The organism is Rhizobium sp. IY2, assembly GCF_047532935.1.
Lineage (GTDB): Bacteria > Pseudomonadota > Alphaproteobacteria > Rhizobiales > Rhizobiaceae > Rhizobium > Rhizobium anhuiense.
Window position 1 is genome coordinate 1 of record NZ_JBLKNU010000020.1, and the last position, 21,680, is coordinate 21,680.

At 57.1% G+C, this 21,680-nt stretch carries 15 protein-coding genes and 6 pseudogenes; 10 read left to right on the plus strand and 11 right to left on the minus strand.

The features are described 5' to 3' along the window. Nucleotides 1-216 precede the first annotated feature (216 nt). A complete protein-coding gene (locus tag ACMUVN_RS31950; RefSeq protein WP_026154662.1) occupies nucleotides 217-840 on the minus strand; it encodes a plasmid pRiA4b ORF-3 family protein in 624 nt (207 codons plus the stop codon). Nucleotides 841-1,151: 311 nt separating this feature from the next. Between ACMUVN_RS31950 and ACMUVN_RS31955 the strand changes: the two genes are divergently transcribed. Then, the gene (locus ACMUVN_RS31955) at nucleotides 1,152-1,481 is read left to right on the plus strand and encodes a hypothetical protein (protein WP_017969057.1); all 330 of its coding nucleotides are present in this window, start codon (nucleotides 1,152-1,154) and stop codon (nucleotides 1,479-1,481) included. A 281-nt stretch (nucleotides 1,482-1,762) separates the two neighbouring features. Here ACMUVN_RS31955 and ACMUVN_RS31960 read toward each other — a convergent pair whose 3' ends face one another. The 6 genes from ACMUVN_RS31960 to ACMUVN_RS31985 form a co-directional block, all read right to left on the minus strand. Beyond that, entirely contained in the window at nucleotides 1,763-2,536 is a 774-nt protein-coding gene (locus ACMUVN_RS31960; RefSeq protein ID WP_017969056.1) for an SOS response-associated peptidase family protein, read from the minus strand. Nucleotides 2,537-2,599: 63 nt separating this feature from the next. Further along, the gene (gene ligD, locus ACMUVN_RS31965; protein ID WP_414815974.1) at nucleotides 2,600-3,661 is read right to left on the minus strand and encodes a non-homologous end-joining DNA ligase; all 1,062 of its coding nucleotides are present in this window, start codon (nucleotides 3,659-3,661) and stop codon (nucleotides 2,600-2,602) included. A 156-nt stretch (nucleotides 3,662-3,817) separates the two neighbouring features. After that, a complete protein-coding gene (locus ACMUVN_RS31970; RefSeq protein WP_017969055.1) occupies nucleotides 3,818-4,630 on the minus strand; it encodes a hypothetical protein in 813 nt (270 codons plus the stop codon). Beyond that, a complete protein-coding gene (locus ACMUVN_RS31975; RefSeq protein WP_017969054.1) occupies nucleotides 4,627-4,824 on the minus strand; it encodes a hypothetical protein in 198 nt (65 codons plus the stop codon). The genes ACMUVN_RS31970 and ACMUVN_RS31975 overlap by 4 nt, the downstream gene beginning before the upstream one ends. Nucleotides 4,825-5,180: 356 nt before the next feature. Further along, nucleotides 5,181-5,351 carry an EAL domain-containing protein gene (locus ACMUVN_RS31980; protein ID WP_081295638.1) on the minus strand — a complete coding sequence of 57 codons (171 nt, stop codon included), beginning with the start codon at nucleotides 5,349-5,351 and terminating at the stop codon, nucleotides 5,181-5,183. 68 nt (nucleotides 5,352-5,419) lie between these two features. Beyond that, nucleotides 5,420-8,155: a M16 family metallopeptidase gene (locus ACMUVN_RS31985; protein WP_065277088.1), complete on the minus strand. Its 2,736-nt coding sequence runs from the start codon at nucleotides 8,153-8,155 to the stop codon at nucleotides 5,420-5,422. A gap of 227 nt (nucleotides 8,156-8,382) precedes the next feature. Between ACMUVN_RS31985 and ACMUVN_RS31990 the strand changes: the two genes are divergently transcribed. The 4 genes and pseudogenes from ACMUVN_RS31990 to ACMUVN_RS32005 all read left to right on the plus strand — a co-directional run. Then, complete coding sequence (locus ACMUVN_RS31990; protein ID WP_065277087.1) at nucleotides 8,383-9,426, plus strand: LacI family DNA-binding transcriptional regulator; 1,044 nt, start codon at nucleotides 8,383-8,385, stop codon at nucleotides 9,424-9,426. Nucleotides 9,427-9,528: 102 nt separating this feature from the next. Further along, the gene (locus ACMUVN_RS31995) at nucleotides 9,529-10,758 is read left to right on the plus strand and encodes a replication initiator protein A (RefSeq protein WP_017969049.1); all 1,230 of its coding nucleotides are present in this window, start codon (nucleotides 9,529-9,531) and stop codon (nucleotides 10,756-10,758) included. Between the two features lie 1,406 nt (nucleotides 10,759-12,164). After that, nucleotides 12,165-12,365 (plus strand): hypothetical protein, encoded by a 201-nt coding sequence (locus tag ACMUVN_RS32000; protein ID WP_077987990.1) that lies wholly within the window; start codon nucleotides 12,165-12,167, stop codon nucleotides 12,363-12,365. A 78-nt stretch (nucleotides 12,366-12,443) separates the two neighbouring features. Continuing rightward, nucleotides 12,444-12,615 (plus strand): annotated as a pseudogene (locus ACMUVN_RS32005) (transposase); the annotation flags it as partial. A gap of 53 nt (nucleotides 12,616-12,668) precedes the next feature. On the opposite strand, the pseudogene ACMUVN_RS32010 reads toward ACMUVN_RS32005, so the two are convergent. Further along, nucleotides 12,669-12,871: pseudogene (locus tag ACMUVN_RS32010) on the minus strand (IS6 family transposase); the annotation flags it as partial. Nucleotides 12,872-12,923: 52 nt separating this feature from the next. On the opposite strand from ACMUVN_RS32010, the pseudogene ACMUVN_RS32015 reads away from it, so the two are divergent. The 4 genes and pseudogenes from ACMUVN_RS32015 to ACMUVN_RS32030 all read left to right on the plus strand — a co-directional run. Next, nucleotides 12,924-13,582, plus strand: a pseudogene (locus tag ACMUVN_RS32015) (IS6 family transposase). Between the two features lie 199 nt (nucleotides 13,583-13,781). Beyond that, nucleotides 13,782-14,099 (plus strand): BON domain-containing protein, encoded by a 318-nt coding sequence (locus tag ACMUVN_RS32020; RefSeq protein WP_017969047.1) that lies wholly within the window; start codon nucleotides 13,782-13,784, stop codon nucleotides 14,097-14,099. A gap of 44 nt (nucleotides 14,100-14,143) precedes the next feature. Next, a pseudogene (locus ACMUVN_RS32025) lies at nucleotides 14,144-14,343 on the plus strand (IS6 family transposase); the annotation flags it as partial. A gap of 58 nt (nucleotides 14,344-14,401) precedes the next feature. Then, a pseudogene (locus ACMUVN_RS32030) lies at nucleotides 14,402-14,548 on the plus strand (DUF2794 domain-containing protein); the annotation flags it as partial. A 17-nt stretch (nucleotides 14,549-14,565) separates the two neighbouring features. Here ACMUVN_RS32030 and ACMUVN_RS32035 read toward each other — a convergent pair. Both ACMUVN_RS32035 and ACMUVN_RS32040 read right to left on the minus strand, forming a co-directional pair. After that, nucleotides 14,566-16,140: a glycerophosphodiester phosphodiesterase family protein gene (locus tag ACMUVN_RS32035; protein ID WP_080635762.1), complete on the minus strand. Its 1,575-nt coding sequence runs from the start codon at nucleotides 16,138-16,140 to the stop codon at nucleotides 14,566-14,568. A 15-nt stretch (nucleotides 16,141-16,155) separates the two neighbouring features. Beyond that, nucleotides 16,156-16,491 carry a hypothetical protein gene (locus ACMUVN_RS32040; protein WP_017969044.1) on the minus strand — a complete coding sequence of 112 codons (336 nt, stop codon included), beginning with the start codon at nucleotides 16,489-16,491 and terminating at the stop codon, nucleotides 16,156-16,158. Between the two features lie 1,917 nt (nucleotides 16,492-18,408). On the opposite strand from ACMUVN_RS32040, the gene ACMUVN_RS32045 reads away from it, so the two are divergent. Beyond that, entirely contained in the window at nucleotides 18,409-21,150 is a 2,742-nt protein-coding gene (locus ACMUVN_RS32045; RefSeq protein WP_065277631.1) for a benzoate-CoA ligase family protein, read from the plus strand. 112 nt (nucleotides 21,151-21,262) lie between these two features. Here ACMUVN_RS32045 and ACMUVN_RS32050 read toward each other — a convergent pair. After that, nucleotides 21,263-21,675, minus strand: a pseudogene (locus ACMUVN_RS32050) (transposase); the annotation flags it as partial. Nucleotides 21,676-21,680 lie beyond the last annotated feature (5 nt).

Sequence of the window (21,680 nt, forward strand, 5' to 3'; positions counted from 1 at the left end):
TCATGCTCCGCCCTTGCCGGACGACGTTCAATCCAGGCGCAACCTCCAGCCTATGCCCTCTATCTCAACCGCAGACGCCCTCCCGCGCAGCGGGTTCGTTCTCCGGCCCCATGGTCATTCCTCTAGGGACTGGGCGGTGTTAACTGGAGGTGCATTCGAAATTTGCGGGCCTCTGAAGCGACAGGCTTGCGGTCCACCTCGAAACCCTCCCCCAACTCATTTCCTCGGTGCGTCTTTCGGCTTCGGTTGATAAAGACGCCTTTTGACGTTCGTACGTAGAGCATTGCGGAGATCCTTGTCCGTCATCGAAAGGTCGAACCGTTCCGGATCGAAGTACCCACCGCACCACCGAATGGTTTCAGCATATTCTGGATCTTCCCGATCGGCGATGATCTCCAGGAATCGCTCATATCCCGACACGCCACCAACATCTTCGGGCGGTCGCGCCCGTTCGCCGGCGATGCAGCTTCCTTGTTTGGGCGTAGCAGCGAGCGTCAAGAACTCCTCGACTGCGACGGTGTGCCGCCAGCCATCCCCGAAATCGTAGTGATAGCTGAAGACGGCACCTTGCTCGAAGTCCAGCAAGCGAACCTCTCTCTGATCGAAGACTCGAGGATCGTCATCGGTTGCATCCTCCATCAGGGTCTCGACGTCGCCATACCGAAGACCACCGATGCGGAATTCATAGAGATGATAGTTCCACCAGTTGAATGCGGCCTGAATTCCGAGATGCAGATGCTCGAGGTTCCAATGGACCGGCAGCACCAAACGGCGCCAGACGTCCGGCTCGATGTCGTCGATGGAAACCCTGATCTGCACAGCGTTTGCGGCTTTGAACATTGGGCAAATGAACAAGGTTGGGGGAAGATCGTCAATAAGGCGCGCAATTGTGGCACTGTATTCGAACTGGATCGTCGTTGACGGCATCTCTGCCGGCTTGTGCGGCCTTCGAGGCGTACTATTTCAGGTGTAAACCTGAGCTGGAGCATCGCTATGGATCGAAGCGCGTCCGATATGCCGGAAGTACGCATCGAAATTCTTCCGCCGGACCGCGATGACACCTGTGCGCCAGATGCAGCGACATGTCCGTGCTGTCGAACGTTACGTTCGGCGTCGAGTATGGATGACGATGGCTGCGGCATTTGCGACGAATGCCTGGCACCATGACCGCCGGCGGCAAAACACCTCCATCGGTTCAGGCGAGGTTCGAGGACGCGCTTGCCAGATTGCCGGACGGCTATGTCGACGGACATTTTGGTAATCGATCATGGGGCGTGACCGTCAAGCGGTCGGAGGATGGCAAACGGACCTGGCTCTATGGCCAGGAGCTTAGCGGAACCAATATCGTCAGCTTCAACCTCTATCGATTGGCTGGACCTGGGCCGATACTGAAGCCGTGCGAAATGTCCTCCGCCAAGGTGATCGAATTCGTTCTCGGTTTCGAGCCCACCACAATCAAAGCTGTAATGGCCGAAAAATGAGCACAAGATTTTATATTGCATTGCAACATGCGCATGGCTGCACTGCGATCTGAGCGCTGGCGGTCGGGGCAGCATCTGATATCTTCAGGTCAACGAAGCAATGCACCTCCTCCCGCAGAGCTTCGTGTATCAGGCGACCCGCTCCTCCTCCCAAGGGGAGCCTGACGGAACAGCGGCACTCCTCCTCCCAGCCGTTGTTCAATATTCCGAGAAGCCTGCCGCACCTCCTCCCGCGGCAGGCTTTTTCATTTTCCGATGCATTCAAGCGCTGAGTGCAGACGTCAAAGGAGAATGCCCTGTTCCACCGGCTCTCCGGATTTCGAGACAATCGTGGATCCGTATGGTTCGCGGGACGAGATGATCAGCGCGTCATTCGGTAGCGGGCGGGCAAGTTTCTTGGCCTCTTCCCAGGGCGCCCGCATCCAGATGTCGGTCTCTTCCTTCGTCAGCAACAGGACCGGCATGGCCTTGTCATGGATCGGTTTCACCAGGTCGTTGGGACCCGTGGTCAAAAAGCCATAGAGGTCATCAGTGGTCAGGCCGTCCCTGACCTTTCGAACACTCTGCCATTGCGGCACATGGAGACCGGCAAAGAACATCAGCGGCTTGGTTGCGTCACGGGCGAACCAGGCGTTCGGCACGTTGCCGCCTTGCTGCTGGCTGGCCGGATCCGGCTCGGCGAAACTGGTGACCGGGACGAGACATCTGTTTTCGACACCGAACCATCGCGTCCAGTGAGGGAAACTGAGCTTGCGCACGTTGGTCGTGCCGCGGTCGGCCTCCATGCGGATCAGTTCTTCGAGATCGAACGGCTTGCCTTTCGCCGCAAGTTTCTCGGCCTTTACCTTGGCCGCCTTCTCAAGTGCGAAGCGCGGCGAGGGCAGTCCCCAGCGCGCATGGACCAGTTGCTTCTTGCCGTCGGCGGTGTTGCGGACGATCGGCCCCATCTGATCGGGGTTCATCTGGTAGGCGGGCATCAGATTGATCAGGCTTTGGGCGTCCTGGGCCCATTTGGCGACCCAGTCCTTGTCTTCCATGCGATAGAGGTTACACATAGCAGGCCATCTACTCCACGTGAGCTCGAATGGTGACCAATCTAGCGGATGGCGCTGATTTCGCTAGTCGAGCCGGAAGACGTCGGCATTGTCCTGGCGTTCTCGCAAGCCCTTGTACGACGGATGACGGAGTTTCCCGTCCGACGTCCAGGCGCGGAACTCGATCTCGGCGATTAGGGTCGGTTCGACCCAGGCAATATCGGCACTTCCGGAATAGGGCAGGGGCGGTTGCTTTCGATTCCATCGCAGCGCGTCCAGCATCTTCCGCAACCTGATGGCCTCAGCTTCCTTGAATCCGGTGACGCTCCCCATGTGGACGAGCTCATCACCACGATACGCTGCGAGTATCAACGAGCCGAAGCCGGCAGGCGAAGCTGATGACATTTCATAGCCGACGATGAAGAAGGCCTCGCTCTGGACGCATTTGATTTTCACCCAGTCTCCGGTCCGGCCAGAGCGATAGGGCCGATCGAGGTGCTTGCCGACAATGCCTTCCAGGCCGAGGCGGCAGACATGCTCAAGCAGGACAGCTGGTTCGCCATCGAGTGTTTCCGATAGCCGAATAGCGCCGACCTGCTCGTCCTTTGCGCCGTTCAACAAGTCCTCGAGAAGATGTCGGCGGGACCGGTATTCGACACCGCGCAGATCGTGGCCGTCCAGATAAACAAGATCGAAAGCGTAAAGGACGGCGTTGGAGGCTCGGCTGCCAGCTTGTTTGCCGGATGCGCCCAGCGATTGCTGCAGCAGCCCAAAATCCGGCCGGCCCTCTTCATCGAGCACGACGGCTTCGCCGTCGATGATCATCGTCGCCGGTCCGAGCGCTCGGGCGGCCTGCTCTATCGCCGGAAACCGGTGCGTCCAGTCATGGCCGCCACGCGTGAGGATCCGGATCCCTTGGGGCTTGATATGAACGGCAAGGCGATAGCCATCCAATTTCAGCTCCCAGCTCCACTCGCTTCCCTTTGGGGGACGGGACTTCAGTTGCGCCAGCGCAGGCTCGACGCGCTCAGGCATGGGATCGAACAGCAGCTGTGGCTGGGCGGGATTGCGCTTGCCTCGCGGCCTGGAACGGATCGGGGCCCCGGCGTCACGCAGGAGGGGTTTTGATCTCGGAGGCTTCTTCATCGCCCCAGTTCAGCAGAAAAATCTTAAAGACACTGTGACGATATCGACTTGTCCCCGCAATTCACACAAAGGGAGTAGCGCTCGCAAACGCTCGGAAAAAAATCCGCGGGCTGCTACTGCGCTGATTCTCATCGGCATTCTGCTGATTTCTAATGTTCAGGATAATATTCCCATTCCTCCGGTTGCTCGCCTCGCGCGCGCTTCCCGCCTGCTTTCAATCTTCTCGATTGCCGGTATTAATGTTCGCTTCCGCCATCGCTCGTCTAGCCTTGTGTCGTCCACGAAATGTTTGAGTATGTCGAGGACGTCGGTACCCGTGACGTCGTGAGCATTCCGGCCAAACTGATGGCTTCTCAGGAAGCAAAACAGATCTGATAGGCAATGGACCGCTTCTTTGTGGTCGTTGTCTTCGAGGGCGTCGTCGATATAAGTCCGGACAACCCACCATGCGGCATTTATCTGACGGATTGCGATCTCATCGCGTCGTTGTGTCGCCGGGCTCATAATGTTGCCGATACGGCTTTTCAGGCACAGCACAGGGTGCATCACCGCCACCTCTATGGTGGAGCCGTCTTCGCTTCGAAGCATGATGGTGGTTACGCCGTTTCGAAATTCCTCTCGTTTGACACCAATGATGTCATGGAGGAAGTCCACGATAATTGGACGGCCGTTCATATTCGCTTCGACAATTGCGGTACTTGGCGAATTCATACTGTCTTTGTCAGGTGTCTTGACGGTGCCACCGATGGCTTCCGCTAATTTTTCGGCCGCTTGCACACCGCCATAGTAATCGATGTCTTTACTCGTGAATGGTTTGTACTTTTCGAGCTCGGGCTGCACAGTTTCGTAGAAGCCAGCCCAAAGAAATGTCGCCTGTCCACCGACGATGAAAGCCTCATCATCGACAGTAAGATTCGAAACTATTTTGATGACTTCGTCCGGACGCAGAAACTCATTGTAGACCGTCATGCCAGCTGCATGCGCACCCTACGTTGCCCAATGCTCATCTGCTCTGGTTTGAATGCCGAGAACAAGCCATTGCGCTCGAAAAGTTTATCGGCGTCGACCTCGCCCTTGAGAAGACGCGCTGAGTCAAGCTCGCGATCCCGCTGTTTTTCGCGGCGGCGCTGATCAACATCAAAGTGGGCGCGATCTGAATCCATTTCTCTTCTCTTTAGAGATCGATGTCACTCATACTCTTCTTTTGTCGATCATTCAATGAGCTCCAGCTGACGTTTGTTCCAGCTGTTCGCACTGGATTGGTATAACAGATATCGGTTGAATAGTCATTAATTCGATGCGCTTGCGCCATGCGGGCCGGTCTGCCCAACCAACCAGGATGGAGAAGCCTGACGTAGGAGGGCCTAAGCCGGAGACGAGCAATGGCGATCATTCCGCCGCCAACCATATGCAAACCAATAAATTTCTATCTGTTTTTGCATATGGTTGACGGCCGGCGTCGCTGGTCGAACAAGCTGATCGAGCGGGTGCCGTGACGTCTATAAAACGCCAAGCAATGTCATGGGGCGACCCCATCCCGTAGCAGTTTTTCATGAATCTCGTTGGCCGACATAGGCTTGCCAACCAAATACCCCTGCAATTGATCGCTGCCTGAATCCCGCAATATTTCGGCTTGCCGCTGGGTCTCGACACCTTCGGCTGTCACGGGGATATCGAGTGCGTTGGCCATACCGTTAAGCGCAAAAATTTGCGACAGGCCCGTTAAACGCCGCCCCTGATCGCAACCGGCCTCGCCCGCTATCTTACCGTCGCCGGCAGCACTTCGAATTTCCAGAATTTTTCCGGACTGAAATAGGTCGCGGCAAACACGCGGATATCTCCGGCGGTGACTTTGCCGTAGCCGGTGAGACTATTGCGTATCCGGTCCAAACGACGCGAGTCCGTCTGGGCGTGGTGCAGATCTTCAATCCAATATTCGTTGCTCTGCTGCTGATGCTTCAATGTCTCGACGATGGGCTCGCGAGCGCGCGCAAGCTCATCCGGAGAAACATCATGCGACCGCAGGTCGGTGGCGATCTCTTCGACAACTGCGTAGAAACGCGGGACCTTTTCCGGTTCCGTCCCGACGGAGAAATAGGCGCAGCCGTAGCCGGGAACTTCCCTTGACAGGTCAACATCGCTCTTCAGGGCATAGCTTGCGCCTTCGGCAATACGAAACTGGTCAATCAGCCTGTTTTGGAAAATGTGGGTGGCGATCTTAGCAGTGAACGACCGCGGCAGATCGGAGAGCAAATCGCCGACTGGAACTCCCAAGGCAGCGGCTGCAATATCCGCCCTGCCGCTATGGGTCCGCAAAACGGGCGTCTTGTTCGCGGCCGGAAAACGCACGTCACCCCAATCATTGCTCGGCGCCGTCTCCGGGCGCGGCGGCAAGGCGCCAAAGGTTTCAGCTGTCATCCGGATTGCGTCGTCCACCGTCACGTCGCCGACGATGGTAATGTCGATCGGGCCATTGGAAACCATAGGCCGGAACAGCGCCTCGAAATCTTCCGGCTTAGCGGCGGACAACTCAGCGCGATCAGGGAAGGTCCAGCGCGGGTCGCCGGAATGCACGAGCCCGGCCAAATCGCGGACGACAACGTCGCCGGGCGACGCGTCATACTGATCGAGATCGCTCAAATACTCCTGCTGCACCCGCTTGAATGCCTCGGGGCGGTATGCGGGATCGGAAGTGTATGCCGCCATTAGCTGCAATTGCGTCGCAAGATCTTCCGTCCGCGTGCGACCGTCGAACCTGAAGGAACTGTCGCCGACCGAGAAGTCGACGCCGACAATGTTGGCTGTCAGTGCTTTCTGGATATCCTGGTAATCCATGGCCTTCAGGCCGGACAGCACGACGGCCGGAGATGCCCAGATCGCAGCGGAACGGTCGTGCGGCAGGCCCAGCCGACCGCGGCCGATATCTTCGCGTACCAGCACTTCGTTGGCACGCAGCCTGGTCGGCTTGACGGTAAGGCGCACGCCGTTGGAAAAGCCCACCATGGTCAAACCCAGATCCTCGTCCGTACGGCGTTCGACCACGGCACCCGGTTCGCCGAAATGGGTGTAGGGCCAGGCGACATCGGCCGCACCGGATGGAGCCGAGACAGCAATAGCCTTTGAAGCATCATAGACTTGCCGAACCGTATCGGCTCCGCCCTCAGGTGATTGGGTCGTCTGTAGCACGACCTGTGGACCGTTGCCGGAGAATGCATGCAGCAAGGCTTGATTGACCTCGGCCGCCGTGACGCCGTTCGTCATCGTCTCGAACATCGAGAGGTCTTCGGCGGGCGAGGTGAAGACTTGATCGTCATCGACGCTGCGAGCCAGCATGGAAGCAATGTCGGTCGTCATCCGCGTCGCGGCTCCGGCCGCAGCAGCTTGCAGGGCCGAGCGATATTCGCGAATTTCGCGATCGATCTCCGCCTGCGCAACGCCGAACTCCTGGATCCGGCGCTGTTCCTGGTCAATGGCCGTGAGCGCCGCCTGCCATTTGTCCGGCTCGGAGTTCGCCGCGATCAGGACGACATGGGCGGAATGGAGGAGATCCTCGCAGTAGGCGGTCGCTTCGATGAAAGGGGCATCCGCCTTGCCGGCAATGGTGCTCAGCCGACGCTGGAGCACCCTCAGGCCTAGATCTTCGATAAGCCCAGCGCGGCGCTTGGCGAAGGTGTCAGGCGCGGCGTCATAGGGACGCGTCCAGGCGATCTGTATGCTGGTCATGCCGCCGGGAACGACGATGACCTCGGCGCTTTCGCCTTTCGTCTCCAGCGCGCCAAGATCCGCTTTTGTCGGCGCCGGACCCACGGCCTTCCAGTCGCCGAAGCGCTGGCGGATTTCGACTTCCATGGCGGCGGGGTCGATATCGCCCACCACCATCAGCATCGCCCGCTCGGGCCGGTAGTTGGCCCGGTAATAATCACGGACAAGCTCCACGGGGGCATTGCTGATGATGTCGGTTTTACCGATCGGGGCGCGCATGGTCGCGCGCTGGCCGGCGAGCAACGAATTCGTGATGCCGAGCGCCGCGCGGTACTGCGGCGTATCACGCGACCGCTCTTCCGACAGGATGACGCCGCGTTCGCGATCGAAGGCGCCGCCATCGAGGGTCAGCTCGCTCGCCGTCTCGCGCATCAACATCAGGCCCGTCGAAACCGTGTCGGCATCGACCTCAGGCAGATTGAATTTATAGACAGTCTCGTCATAGGAGGTATGGGCGTTGATGTCCCGCCCAAAGGCCAGGCCCTTGCGCTGCAGGATAGGGATCATCTCCCCTTCGGCGACATTCGTCGAACCCTTAAAGGCCATGTGCTCGAGAAAATGCGCCAGCCCCTGCTGGTCATCGTTTTCGTCGAGCGAACCGGAGCCAATGCGAAAGCGGATCGCTGCCTGCCCGGGCGGCGTGACATTGCGCATGATCGCAAATCGCATGCCGTTGGCGAGCGTGCCGAAATGGACATCGGGGTCGGCTTGGAGATCGCTTTTGTGAAACATTTTGTATCCTGGCGTTGACAATCAACGATGTGGTTGTTGAGGCCTAGCTCTTGTGAAGAGCATATACGCGAGACTTACCCGCAGCTCAACGCGAGCATGACAGTTCCTATCAAACTCATCATGGTCTTGCGGAATCCCGTGATGATTTCATCACGAATGCGGCTTGCTAATTCCACGAGATTACGAAATCCTAGTGCCGACCGGGTTTAATTACGAAGAGGTGAAAAATGGCGGCAAAATCAAGACCGACAGCGGCCGACGTCGCAAGGCGTGCGGACGTTGGCGTGGCAACGGTCGATAGGGTTCTCAACGGCAGAGCCCCTGTGAGAAAGGAAACGGCCGATCGCGTCAGAGAGGCGGCCGAAGCTATCGGCTATCATGCGCTGCCCCTCATAAGACACCGGACGAACGCAAGGAACGTAAGGAACGTCCGACTTGGCTTCGTACTTCAGAAAGGGACGGATCCATTCTATCAGAATGTCGCTACTGGCCTTAGAAAAGAGCTTTCATCCAGGCTTGACGTTAAGGGAAAGCCCGACATCGTTTTCGTGGATGACATCACCGCGGAGTCGCTGAGGAAGAAAATCCTGGAGGTCGGATCGAGGACAGACGCGGTCGCGGTCGTAGCGATCGACCATCCGCTTGTCGTGTTAGCCGTTGATGAACTCAATCTGCGAAAGAAGCCCGTCTTCACTTTGCTGTCGGGAATTTCGGCGAGCGGGGTCACCGGGTATATCGGTTTGGATAGCCGCAAGGTCGGCCGCACCGGCGCTTTCATCATCTCCAAAATGGCCGGAGCCAAAGGCAAAATTGCCACACTCGTGGGAAGTCATAGATACCTGGGGCAAGATCTCAGTGAGATGGGGTTTCGATCCTATTTCCGTGAAATAGGAGAAGAGGCCCGGTTGCTTGAAACAATTGTCAATTTCGACAATCCAGAGGTGGCTCGTGAAGTCACAACGAGCCTCCTTGATAGACACGCCGATCTCGCTGCCATATACAATGCGGGTGGCGGACAGGACGGGATTGTTCAGGCAATTCGAGCTCATAGTAGCGGCCAGCGGCCGGTCGTCGTTTGCAACGATCTGACTGACGCGACGCGACCCGCGCTGATTGACGGCGTTATCAGTTGTTTCCTCTGCTTACCAATCGAGGCATTTGCGCGTGCGGTCATTGATGAGATGGTTTCCTCCATCATAGGCATACGGCCGGCCGCGCCAAACCGGACCTTGCCATTTGACGTCATTTTTGCCGAGAACTTGCCTGCATAGCCGGCGGGTCGTTCAAGTCTCGCGGTAAGCTTTCACCATGGTCGTCCCTCGGTACCGGCTGGAGGTCGATGTCACGTTGTTTCATCCTAGCTAGACTGCCGCATGGCCTCCAAGAAACTCAACCTCAAATCCCGCGAAGCGTTCGCCGAGCTGTCGCTGCACCACAAGAACGCTTACCTGCAGGAAGTAGCCGGTCTAATCATAGCCGTGCGGGGTGAGGATCCGGTCGAATTGGACAAGGACGCGCTAGCGCGTTTGCGCCGCTACTACAGCCGTCGCTCCATGGCTGACCTTCGCCTCAACGAAGTGGGCGGACCGCTCCGCCGCACCTTTGAGAGCTTGGCTGACGGTATTCGCAGCGACGAGGTTGTAACCCTCCTCAAGCACGAGCTGCCAGCACCTCGCCGTAGCGCTGCGTTTTCGCGTCCGGCGCCGATCGATGACGCCCAGCTGATGTTTTTTGTGCCGTCTGTTCACGACGCGCCGCTCAAGGACGACTTCAATCTCATGGACATTGCACCTTTTGCGCTGTCCAAATCCGGCGGGGCAGGGGTTATTCGCTACGAGCTGAAAGACTCCATCATCACCATCGAAGGAGGTGCGGAGGTCGGGCTGGCAACGGCTTACGACTACGACATCGTCATCAACATGATCTCGCATCTGGCGGAAGCCACACGGCGCTTCCGCATCGACGAGGCCAAGGGCCTCAAGCCGAGCATTCCGCCCCAGGTGTACCGCCCAGCTGCAGCCGAAATCCTCAAGTTCTGCCGGCGTGAGCTTGGTGGTAAGCAATACGAGGATCTGGAGCGTGCGTTAGCGCGCCTGCAGGCAACGAATATCCGCATCACCAATCTTAAAGGCGATCGTAAAGGCCGGGACCGCCGCGCAACCGAATCCTTCCCGCTGATCGGTCGCTACAAGGTCGTCAGCCGCACCAACCAGGATCGGATAGGCCAGGTCGAGATTGAAATCCCGGGGTGGGTCTATGAAGGGGTTGTGCGGCCTGATGGAAAGCCGACCATCCTGACGCTCAATCCCGACTACTTCCTGCTGTCACGGCCGATAGCCCGTTTCATTTACCGCCTTGCCCGTAAGGCTGCCGGCGACACCACGGCCTTTTATTCCTTGAAGGAACTGCACAAGCGTAGCGGTGCGAAGGGTCCGATGCGAAAATTCCGCCAGACGATTGAGGAGATCGTCGAGACGGCCAAGACTACCCCGCTACCTGACTATGATCTCAACCTTGAGGATCGCGGTCACGATCTGGTCTTGCACATGCGCAAGCGCAACAAGAGCCTTCCCGGGGAGATGGACCTCGCAGCGATCGCCTAATTTTGGCAAGCGCCGTACTTCGATCCGCCCATTTTTGACAAAAATATGAGCGCGCGATTCACAGGCGATATTTGTCACAAAACCGTACTTCAATCCGCCTCTTTTTGACAAAAATGGCTGTGGCACGATGTTTGAGGAGTTATCCCCAGTGGCTGTGGATATGTCGAAGTCCACCGTACTTCGGTCCACGATAACCGTACTTCGTTCTGTCGGCGCCGTACATCATTCCGTCAACTGCCGTACATCGTTCCGTCAAAACCGTACTTCGATCCCAAAGCGCCTTGTAAGCTACTGATATAGGAAGCTTTTTTTACCCTAAAACTAGAATAAAACTTCTTTCTTTTAAAACTATCGAAACTTAGAGAAAACGCTGACGCTGACATTTTTTAAATTTTTCGCATTTTTAAAAAGGGCGTTAGCAGTGCAAGAGAACCAGATTTGTCGTAGCTCCGTATTTAGCCGACGCCAAAAATGAAGCACCCCTGGGGGCCGTCTGCCCCCAGACCCCCGAGGATACTTGCCAAAGGGTTAGGGAAGGGCGGTTGGGTAGGTTTTGCAGAGGAAACGAGAGGTAGGTCGGCTGGGGACGCAAAACGCTGACCTTGCCCCCAAGACATAAAAAAACCTTGCGCCGGCTTTTTCCCCCAACCGCCCGGAGCGCATGTCTCTCAGGATGCTGGGTTAGTTGTTAACTCTCAACATGGTGTTGCGTGGCCCTTTAGTCAACCGATATGGACGGCCACCGCCGCTCCAGGTGCGCCGGCCATTCCTGTCCCGCAGCGGGATCCGGGCTGCTGAAACTGAAGCAAACAATCGTTTTCGCGGCTGAACCGCGCAGCCATCTTACAAAAGCCGAATTGGCTAAAGCTTTACGTGCATAAGCTACTTATCATATTCCATGGCGAGCAGAAATGGACGGACCGATAATTTTCAGGATGCAGCGATAACGACAATTGCGTCCTGTTCATATATCTAAATGAGTAGTGGTTAATTCCGAAGGAAGTTCGGAATTCCAAAATACGCAGCTGCCGGTGCAATGTAGTTTCGAGGCGCCGGCAACGTAAAACGATATTTATTCAAAACAAAACATGCAAAAATAGGAGGATAGGTCGTGAACTATCGGAGAATTGTTCTTGCGCGCTTTGCGCAAGCGTTTGCTTGCAACAGGAATCATTCTGCGTGCACCCGCTCAGGCGCCGGGAAGAATTCCACCACCTATTGTGCAGATTCATGCGAGACGCTCCTGATGCCGGACATCGGCAAATAATGGCGCGCGAGGGGTTGCGCGCGGCCGAGGCAATCTGTGTCGATGCGTAATGGCTCGAGGCTTGCATGCAACCCCTACCATATCCACCAATTGTCGAAATTGTTGACGCTGCCTTTCATATGGCAGAGCGGAGGCTGAGATGACCACGGCATGTGATGAGAAACATATCGAATTGAAGCCGATTTCGAGCTGCAGACGAGAAGTCGAAGTCGCGATGGTGGAAATGCTCGTCAGTTTGCAGAAACGTGGATGGTCGGCTGCGGAATTGGCACTGGCGCTCGCAGATGCCTCCGAAGATCTCGTCATGCTGATTGCGACCAAAAGGCTTCGACCGAATTAGGTCGTGGTGACGATTTAACGATGTGGGATTCCGCCGGAGGCGCAAATCAGATTCAAGGCTGACTTTTGGAGATCGGCCGTGGATTGTGATGCGCTTCGGGATGACCAGTGGGAACGGATCAAGGATTGTGTGCCGGGCGGCACGAAGGGCAAACGCGCGCCCGCGCACGAACAACCGGCTGTTCCTGGACGCGCTGTTGTGGACCGCCCGTTCCGGCGGTCGCTGGCGTGACCTGCGCGAACGGCTCGGCGGGCACTCTAAACTTAACGCTGCGAAGACAAGATCTGGGAGTGAGGCTTTGGTTCATTCGGCGTGAAGGGGCGCGATTTGGCGCCATGCTTGCATGGCAGTTGCTCGCAGTTCTCGATGGTGGGTGGATGGAGTATCGTGGCGGGGAACGTTAAAGAGGTTGGCGTTCGGGTCGGTACGGAAACGAAACGCTGAAGATGTCGCGCTGACTAGAAGCGCTTCATGATCCTCTCTCGCCGTCGGACGGGTTGATGAGAGGGCACTGTCACATTGATTGAGCGGTAAGGAAATTGAGGTAGCAGCGCACCCATGACCGTGAGTGCACCGACCTACAAGAACCACCGCTATCCGATCGAAATCGTAGCCCGTGCTGTCTGGCTCTACTTTCGCTTTAATCTGCGCCTGCGCGATGTCGAGGAAATGCTGCTCGATTTCGGGATCGTCGTTTCCTAGGAGACCATCCGCCGATGGTGCCGAAAGCATGGCCTTGATTAGCGCGCCGCATACGCCGCAAGGCGCCGACGAAAGGGGATGTCTGGCACTTCGATGAAGTCGTGGTGCGCATCAACGGTCAGAAATGCTGGTTGTGGAGAGCGGTTGATCAGGAGGGATATGTGCTCGACGAGATCGTCCAGACGCGCCGTAACACCAAGGCGGCCAAGCGCCTGCTGACGCGACTTCTGAAGAAGCAGGGCATGCCGCCAAAGCGTATGATCACCGACAAATTGCGCTCCTACGGGGCGGCCAAACGCCAGGTCATGCCGAACGTGGAACACCGCTCGCATAATGGCTTGAACAACCGGGCGGAGAATTCTCACCTGCCGTTGAGAAAACGGGAGCGAACGCGACAGGGTTTCCGGTCGGTTGGCTCATTGCAACCTTTCGTGTCGATCTTCTCCGCCGTCCGAAACCTCTATCGACGCCAGGCAATGGCCGCGTGGGAAGCCGTGAGTGCACGGCCTGCCTGAAAAGCGCAGGCTCGGCCTCACGTGGCCACATTCAAACAACGTGACAGCGCCGGCACCGCACCTCGCGCGCCGCTCAATCACCTTCGACCGTGGGACCGCCGCGGAGATTGGCTTGCGGCGTGGCCGCCAGTTGATCTGCATCAACGCCGCAACGGCAAACCAGACATAGGATCTCGCCGTCGCAACGGAGGAAGAGTCTATGCCCGCAAACACCGTCATTCCTATCGGCGACGGCGCCCTTTCCACTGCAGTTAGAATGCGCTTGGAACTGGAACTCGGACTGACGTACGATGTCGTGAAGGTGACGGTTCTCAATGGCGAGGTGACCTTGCGCGGAAGGATGGCGTGTCCGTCGAAAAGGGAAGCAGCGAAGGTCACCGCGGAGAGCGTGCGCGGCGTGCGCAGAGTACTCAGCGACATTTCGACGGCGTATTACATGGCCGGAAGCCCAGCCGATCGTTCGAAGGAAGGCTGCGCATGGGCCTGTCGCAAATTTTGGCGCTCAACGGTATGTTGACCATGGGAAGAGAGATGCCGCTCCGAAAGTTGTGGAGCGAGCCTATGATTCTGAATGCTATTGCCGAAAAGTTGAAGCGGCAATCGAAGGATGATTTCAATGGCCGGCATTTCGAGGCATGGCCGATGTGCAGGCGGTTGCCTGGTATTTGGGTTATCCACTCAACTATCGGGATCTTGAGGAGATGTTCCGGGAACGTGGCTTCGAGGTCGATCATAGCACCGTCAACCGTTGGGTTCTGGCCTAGGCGCCGATGATCGAAAAGCGGCTTCGCCAGTTCCGGCGGCCGCATTTCGGCTCACGCTGCCTTTTCCTTCTTCCGCCGCGCCAGCGAAGTGCCGCTGTTCCATATCGTCAAGGATCCGAAGCTGGTGCATCGGCAAGGCGCCTTCGCTGTCATCGCCGCTGGCCGTCGCATCCCAAGGCGCGGCCAGGAACTCGGCCACATCCAGTTCAGTTGGTGTGGTTATCGACCAGACGCCGGCGTGGACTTTCTCATCCAGCTTGGCTTGCCAATGATATCCTTCGGTGCGTCGATTATGGATGCCGGGTTGTAGTGGGCATCGATCGGAAAAGAGTAGTCCGCATGATTGCCTTCGGTGATAAAGCCAGCGGCATAGAGCGTCTCCAGATAAGGATTGTCGGCCACCAGCACATCGGCGTAGGGCTCAAGCGCCCCGAAAGTGGCACGGAAATCCATGTCGGGACGTCCGGGCAGGGTGATCGGCACGCCCTGATGGCTGTAGTAAAACTTCTGACCGTTCACGGAGAAGGCTTCGGAGATATAGGACATCGTGAGAGGCGTGTTGGCGAATGTTTCACCCGCTGCCCGGAATGACTTGGTCACCTGGTTCATCTCGTCGAAGGTAGCGGTTCCCTTGAGGCGGGAGATTTGCACCATGGTCAGGTCGCCCAGCTTGTCGAAGGAGGTCAGCCAATCGCCAGCCTGGGTCACTGAATCGTCTTTGATGTGAGAAGACTGGACCCCTTCGACCGTGACGAGAACGGGGATCAGGTTGAGCTTGTTGTCCGGTTGGACGGCGACATTGGCCTGCTCCAGCGCATCAAGTACATTGGTGGTCTTCTTGTCCCATTTGGCAATGACGCGATCGGTAGTGGGCACATAGGTCGAATAGATCTTGATGCCGAGGCGGCTCCGTACGTCAGCATTCTCAGGCGCCGAGAGCATCTTGATTGCTGCGATCGTCGACCCTTCGTCCTTGGGGTCAATGAGGACGTTGAACTCGTCGCCGTTTCTTTTTTTCTCACGAATGTAATCGATGATACTCTGCAGGTCCTCCATTTTTTGGGGATTGCCGTTGCGGTCAAGTGCCAGCGTGCGGCTACTAGTGATGGGATTCCATATCGAGAGGTTCATGTTCTTGATTTCCTCGGTAGAGACATCCGAAATCAGGCAATTGTTCGGATCGCCGGTAACCCGCCCGAGCGTTGTGTCGTGCATCATCCAGGCATGGCCGTTCTTATCAGCGCGAAGATCGAGTTCGACACCATGGAAACCGTACTTGAACGCGTTGGCGGCGGCTGAAATGGTGTTTTCGAGAATGCCCTCGGAATTATCGAACATGCCGCGGTGGGGTAGTATTTGCTTTCGATGTGGATCGATGCCGCGGGCCTTGGTCTCGAGTCCGGTCAGGAAGAGATCCTTGCCGTAGCCGGCGCTTTCAATTTCGTCTTCTGCGTCGCCGAGAGCGGGGCTGTCCAGACCGAAGTCGGATTTCCAATCGGCCTTGTTGCCGGCCGCCAACCACTCGGTGATGGTCTGGTTGACGGTGCCGTCGACTGGATCATCCGGATCATTGGAGCCAAATTTTGCCGTCGTCTCGCAGCGGGTGGAAATCGATAATGCGACGGGCTCGTCGCCCGGCTGCACCGGGCCGTTTTGGGTTTGCAGGCCAGCCTTCGCCCCGTCCCATGCGATGGCATTGGTGGCACTGTCAGCAATGATTGAACTCTCGCTCTGCGCGCCAACCAACGTTGAGGCGAGAACTATGCTCATAATGGACGCTATTAGATCTGTCATGTTGTCTGCTTTCCTTCATTTCATCCGTTGCGTTTCGTGCCACACGAAGCCGGAGGTGCTGTCGGGAAATCCCTGCACCCTATCGTGATCAATGACATCAGCCGCGCGCGCCGGCCCCGATAGGGCGCAAAGGGAGATTGGCGCGGTTAGAAGCGTTCGCCGATTGTGTGGAAGGGTGAGTGCCATCTTGTGTCCTTCGCCGCTCCTTTTATGCTTAGACTTTTTGGGCTTCCACTTGGACTTGCCGATATCCTCGATGGCGACCTCCCTCTTGCCGTAATCCGCCTTGGCGAACCCCTTCTTGCCATCCCTGACCCGCTTGACGAAGAACGCCCTCTTCCGCTTTGTCATCTTGATTCCTCATCGATTGAACCGTTTCGACCTCCTGGGCATTCTTCGGAAGCGATAGCTTCCGGAAGCTCAGAAGCACTGGCCCCGGTCTTTCCTCCTGGGCGATGCGGAATGCCTCCCTGACCGCCGTCGGGCTCATCTCATTGCTGCTGTGAATTCCTTGGTCGTCGCGCATGCCATAGCTTGTATTCCTTCACGTGTTCGGTGCGGTTATGCCGCACTGTGGATGGCGCCGGTCGCTCCCGCTGCCTTGCAATAGCTCTCAAGATTCGTGCCAAGCCGGCCGATTGAGCTGACGACAATTATTTGCTGCTATTTCAGCGACGTGGGCGGAAAATACGGGATTGGGGGGGAGGAAGAATGCATGTCGCGGAGCCGACAAAGGTGACGACGATGTCGTAAGTTGATTGTCATCAACAACCGACCCTACCGGAAAACACTGGTGGGCCAGTGCTATGCCGTTAAACTCCTTGGGATAGGATCCTACTTGCCCCACAGCGCTGTCTCCGGTGGGATCATTTGACGACGATCAAGCGCCGCGGCGAGCGATCCCATTCACCAGGACGAGGTAACCTCGTGCCGCATCTGGTGCCCTGCATAACGTTGCCGTCCTGCTGCGTCATCGGCTAAAAAATGTTTGGGCGGCCTCACCCGTGCAAGGGACCGCGACGTCGCAAATGACGCTTGCCGCTTCATAAATGTATCCGGCCCTGCGCGCGTGGATTGCTGTTGCAGCAGGTCATGATGACAGATCCGCACACGCCGTTCCCAATAGATAGTTCGGGCACGAAGCCGTTTTTTCACAGGATTTACGGCATGTTGATCGACTGTTTCGTCCATCATTATGCCGGTGCGTTGTAATTGGGCGAAAGCAGGATCTCCGAAGGACGATTGTGCGGCATGCATAAAAGTCCGAACATAGCGGTTCCCTGCTTGCTGATGCCGAGGGCTTGCGCGGGGGAGGCGGACCATCCCGTTGGTGGTGGTGACCTCACGAGGCTCTCGCCGTGCGCCTGGCACCTGGATAACCATGACGCTTGCACGAACGAAGGAGACACCCCTGCAGCACGGTCTTGTTCAGCGATAGCTCCGCGACGTTCTCCTGCTTGACGTTCACCCTTCCAAAATGGCGTAGACGCTTCACTTGTGAGAGCATCAGACCGGTATATTTTGCGCTAATTTAGAAGGTCGCGATTAGGAGCTTCTGCTTTGCGACAGACATCGGCGATCGGACTCCCCCTCTACCAAAATTGAGGACAATGCGATCTCCGCTTAATTTCTTCCCGCACGGGTCGTAAGTCGCAGTTCCAGATGGCCTGATTAACTAAATTCTCGACATCCAACTTATGACATCGTCGTCACTTTTGTCGGCTTCGCGACAAGCATTCATCTTCGCCCAATCGCGTATTTTCTGCCCACATAACTGGAATAGCAGCAAATAATTATTGGTCAGCTCAATCGGCCTGTCTGGCACGAATCTTGAGAGCTATTGCGAGCCAGCGGAACGGCCTCCGCATCTGCGTTGCGGTATAACCGCATTGCTTCGAACACATGAAGGAACGCCAAGCATGGCGGCTGCGTTAGATCGCATTCTATGGAAAGGGCGGAATTGGCAAGTCCACTACCAAGATTGTCTCCGCCGCCGAAGCCGTCTCTATCATCCGTTCGGGCGATACACCTGCATCAGGCCCAGCTCTATCGCTCCCAATCGAGTGACCAGGGCGCCATGTCCTCCGTGCGGCCGCAATCAGCTGTGAAAAGTGCGATCGAACCACGCGAAGTAATTGGGATAAAACACGATTCGGGCTGGGTCGCAGTCCCCAAATGTGACCTTCTGGGACAAATCAGCTTGGTTCATTGTTTTGAACACGTACTATGCTCTGTCTCACATTGTCAAAGCCCCCTGGGAGGAGAAATATGGGACGTTCAACGATCGAGATCCTTGGTGGTGGACCTGCTGGGCTCTACACCGGAATTCTTTTGCGGCGTCTGCTGCCGCATGTCAGGGTCCGGATCAGCGAACAGAATCCGCAGGGAGCGACTTTCGGTTTCGGTGTTGTTTTTTCAGATCAGGCGCTGGATTTCCTGAAGGGCCACGATCCAGAAACGCATAGCCTTGTCACGCCGCATATGGAGCGCTGGCAGAACATGACCCTCAACCTGCCCAAGGGCAGTGTTGTCTTAGACGGGGTCGGTTTTTCCGCTATCGGTCGCCTGGAACTGATCGAGATCCTGCGTAAGCGGGCAGAAGCGCTTGGTGTCGAGTTTCGCTTTTCCCACATCGTGGAGTCGCTCGACGAACTCAAAGCGGATCTGATCGTCGGCGCGGACGGGGTGAATTCCCTCGTGCGACGGTCCCTTGGATCAAAATTTGCGCCGCATTTGGAGGTCTTGGGCAATCACTTCGCGTGGTTCGGCACGACCCGCCCGTTCGACACCCTGACCCAGAGCTTCGTGGAGACGGAGCATGGCCCGCTCAATGCGCACTGCTACCGCTTTTCACCGGATCGCAGCACATTCATCGTCGAATGTGACGACGACACCTTCAAAGCTTGGAATTTCAGTGCCCTCGGTGAAGAAGGAAGTGCTCGGCTCTGCGGGGAGATTTTCCGCGATATTCTCCAAGGCGCCCCGCTTATCGCCAACAAGTCGATGTGGCGGCAGTTCCCCCGTCTATGGTGCGACAAATGGGTAGCGGGGCGGCATGTGCTGTTGGGCGACGCCGCGCATACGGCGCATTTTTCGATCGGTTCGGGCACGCGTTTGGCAATGGAGGATGCCATCGCGCTGGTCAGCGCTCTCGCGGCCCATGAGGACGTGGACGCAGCGCTAGCAGCCTATCAGGCGGAGAGGTCCCCCATTGCGAGGAAAATTGTCAACGCCGCGAATACATCTGCGAACTGGTATGACGGCTTTGCTTCGAAGATGAGGATGGAGCCCCTGGATTTCGCCTTCGACTATATGACACGTTCGGGACGGGTGGACAGGGACCGACTACGCAAAATCACGCCGCAATTCATGGCCCGCTATGACGCATCGAAGGCGAGTGAGGGGCAAAAGATCAGCGATCCGGTTGGCGACAACGTTCCAGGCGCGGTCGAAATCGGCTTCGATAAGACAGCACATCCGAACTGCTCGTCTATTCTGTGGGACAATCTGGCCCGCAATCCCGATAAGCTCGCTGTGATCGGTCCCATCGGATCGCTGACTTATGCGGAGCTTGTGGCCGAGGCCTCGCGCTGGGGGAATGCCTTCATCGCCGCTGGTCTGCAGCGTGGGGAGCGCATCCCTTTCTTCCTCGATGACACGCCCGCCTGTCCGGCAGCTTTCTTTGGGGCCGTGCGAGCAGGTTTTGTCCCCGTTCTTTTGAACATTCAGACGACGCCCGATACGCTTAACTTTTATCTTAAGGACACCGGAGCCCGAATCGCGCTCTGCGAGGCGGCGTTGGCGGACAAATTCGGGGCGGAGGTTCTCGATGGGACAGCTGTCGCTCAGGTGGTGACTGTCAACGGAGTCGCTGACGGCACACAGAGGATCGCTGCGGTTAACTTTCTGAACGGCCAGCCGGATGAATTGCCCTGCGCCGATACGGGGCCGGACGATATGGCCTTCTGGATGTATTCCTCAGGCTCTACGGGCCGACCGAAGGGCATTGTCCATCTTCACCATGATATGGCCTATACTCAAGCGTCGTTCGGAAAATATGTCCTTAAACTGAGCAAGGAAGATATCTGTTTTTCGGCGCCGAAGATTTATTTCGCCTACGGGTTCGGGAACTCGTTTACTTTCCCCTTCTCAATTGGCGCAACGACGTTGCTGGTGGCCGGGCAACCGTTGCCTGAGGCCGTGCTGGACACGGTCGAAACGTTCAAACCAACCGTAATTTTTGGGTTGCCGACCCTCTACACTGCTCTAGTTCGCGCAAGTTCAGCCAAGACAAGGGATCTCTCGTCGCTGCGGCAATCGATGTCGGCGGCCGAAATCCTCTCGGAAGACGTCTACAATGCCTGGAAACATCTTACCGGGCACCGTCCGACCGAAGGGCTGGGTTCGACCGAGCTTTTACACATCTATCTTTCCAACCAACTCGACGATCACCGTATCGGTGCCGCCGGCGCGCGCGTTCCGGGCTACGAAATCAGGCTCGTCACGCCAGATGGTGAGCCGGTAGAACCGGGCGAGGAGGGCGCAATGCTCATCCGCGGCCATTCTTCCGCGCCTTGCTATTGGAACCGCGCCGACAAGACGAGCGAGACGATGCGTGGAGACTGGATGGCCACCGGAGACCGTTTCGTCGAGCGGGATGGTTATTATTACTTTCTGGGTCGCACCGACGATTTGATCAAAGTCTCCGGGCAATGGGTCTGGCCGATGGAGGTTGAACGCTGCCTCAACGAACATCCCGACGTGCATGAGTGCGCCATCCTCGCACATGAATTGGAGGATCGCCGTATGACATTGCGGGCCGTGGTGAAATTGCGCGATGGCGCAGTGCACGGCGATGTGCAAACCCGCATCCTGCGCGACTACGTGAAATCGACTCTGATGCCCCACAAATACCCACGCATCATTCAGTATGTCGCCGAACTGCCGAAGACCGGAACAGGCAAGATCGACCGGCAATCATTGTTAAAATTGCCGGTCCCTGTGGATTGAACGGGCCTCCGGCCCGCGCGATTGAGTACGGCTCGGCTGTGGTGCGATCTCCCATCTGAATGCGAAGAGGAACAGTGATGTCTTATGTTTTCGGGCGTTGGTGGACGGATGTGGAACTGAACGGATGGGGATCTTTGAAACGGCTGACTCCCCCGTAAACCTGCCGGCCGGTGCTGTCCACCAGAGCAGCAACGGTCCGGCAGGTGGAACCTGATTTCCGGGCCGCTTCCCGGCAGATCGCCATGCGCGCGCCCGACGGCTCAGCGTGGTGTGATAGGGGACGGCAAGCGCTAAGCCCATCAATTGCAGCACCGATTCCAACAAGCCTTCTGCCTGGCGAAGCCGCAAGCCAAACACCAGGCCCAGCGTCAAGGTGGTCTCGATTGCTAGATCGGAATAACGGTGCTGGCCGCCGCGGGTCTTGCGTCTTGGAGCATACCATTTGGACAGGGCTTCCGGTGTCAGCCACAAGGTCAGGCTGCCACGCCGACGAAGTCCTGCTTCATACTCCGGCCAGTTCGTCACCCTGA